1 protein-coding gene is annotated in these 1,677 nt (G+C 74.7%); it reads right to left on the bottom strand.

The annotated features are described in order from the left end of the window. Positions 1-353: 353 nt before the first annotated feature. Positions 354-1,535: a hypothetical protein gene (locus ACFV0O_RS41045; protein WP_380350051.1), complete on the bottom strand. Its 1,182-nt coding sequence runs from the start codon at positions 1,533-1,535 to the stop codon at positions 354-356. Between the last annotated feature and the right edge of the window lie 142 nt (positions 1,536-1,677).

The raw sequence follows: 1,677 nt of genomic DNA, 5'->3' as shown, positions 1-1,677 counted from the left end.
TCCCTGGGCACCTGGCTGAACAACCAGAAGGCCCGCCGGGACAAACTGTCGGCCGAGCAGCTCGGGCAGTTGGAGGCCCTTGGGGTCGGCTGGTAGGGATGTCCCGGCTGGGGCCCGCTGGGCCTGGGGGACCGAGAACGGATAAGGGTGGGGAAGGGGCGAGGACGGGGCCCCACAGGCCGGGGAAGGGCCGGAAGAGGACTTCCACCGGCCCGGCCGGCACCCCGTCGAACGGCCCTCAGTGCAGACCCCAGCCTGGCCCCGGCACCACAGGGCGGTGGTGCCGGGACCGGGCGAGGTGCTGTCCGGGCAGTCCGGACGGCACGGTTCGAAAAGCGCGCCCTGGGGCCGGGTCAGCGTTCCTGGCCTGGCTCCTGTCCCGGGAACCGGCGCGTCGGCGAGGACGGCGCCGCCGGGGCCGGACGCGGGCCGCCGCGCGAGGCACGTTCAGCGGCCTCATTGCGCCGTTCTCCTGGCGTCATCGCCTCACGCGCGGCCTGCTCCGCACGCAGGCCGGTGATACGGGGCCGCAGCCGGGCACCGGTCGTCCGGAATCCCTCGGACGCCGCCCCAGCCTGGCGGATACGCCGGTCGTTGTCCGCGATGGCATGCGCCAGCACGGCTTCCCGGGTCCCGCCCAGCTCCTCCCAGCGGGACAAGGCCCGCTCACGGCCGGCGGGATCTCCGGCGAGCGCCTCATGGCGGGACCGGCGGGTGACGGCATCGTCAAGCCGCTGCTGCAGCGTCTCCAGTTCCCCGCCGAGGAAGCGGTGCCGCTGCTCGGCCTGTTCCCGGTCCGCTCCGCGCAACGCCGGACGTCCCAGACGCCCTGTGGCCGCAAGTGCCTCCTCCAGGCCCCCGAACTCGGTCAGCGCCGTCGCACGGCCGGACTCCAGAGCACGAACCTCCGCAGTAGCCTTGTCCAGAGCAGCGATCGCCTGGACCCGGTCATGCAGTGCGTCCACGCGCTGCTCGACCAGCCCACCAGGGCGCGCTGCTGCCCGCAACGACTCGGCTGTATCGGCCGCGTTCCGGGCCTCCTGCTGAGCGGTCCTGGCAGACAGCAGAGTCTGCTGCAACGCCTGACGCAACTCGGTGTCACCAAGCCTGCCGTGATGCCGTTCACGCCACGACACAACCGGCGGCGCCGAAGCCTCGGCCGACGAATCCGGGACCGAGACGCCGCTCTCCTCGACGGACGAAACGGGTGACGCCTCAGCCTCAGCCGGCGAGACCGGTGCTGTTGCCTCGGCAGAGGAAGCCGGGACCGGCGCCGGCGTCGCCTCGGCCGGCGAAGCCTCGGCGGTGCGCAAAACCGCCCCGGACACACTCCCGGACACGTCCTCAGCCGCGGTCTGGGACACGCGCTCCACGGCAGTCTCGGGCGCGTTCCCGGGTGCCGGACGGGTCGACTGCCAGGCCGCCACAGCGGCCGACGCGGCGTCGTAGTCCGCACGCTGCACCGCCTCGGCAGGCCGCTCACCAAGGGGATCCGTCTCGTGACCGTACCGCCACACCTTGCGGTAGGTATCCACCGCGGCCGCCGCCGTATCCCACTCGGTGCCGGGGGCCGCGCGGGGCGGGGGGGGGGCGGGCCCGGGGGGGGGGGGCCGGGGGGCCCGCCCCCGGCCCCCCGCCACCCCCTTCGGGCCGCGCCGCCGCGGCCCCGCCCCCACC

Origin of the sequence: Kitasatospora sp. NPDC059577 (assembly GCF_042735475.1) — a bacterium.
In the GTDB taxonomy this organism is placed as follows: Bacteria; Actinomycetota; Actinomycetes; order Streptomycetales; family Streptomycetaceae; genus Kitasatospora.
This window is presented reverse-complemented; position numbering and strand designations above follow the sequence as displayed.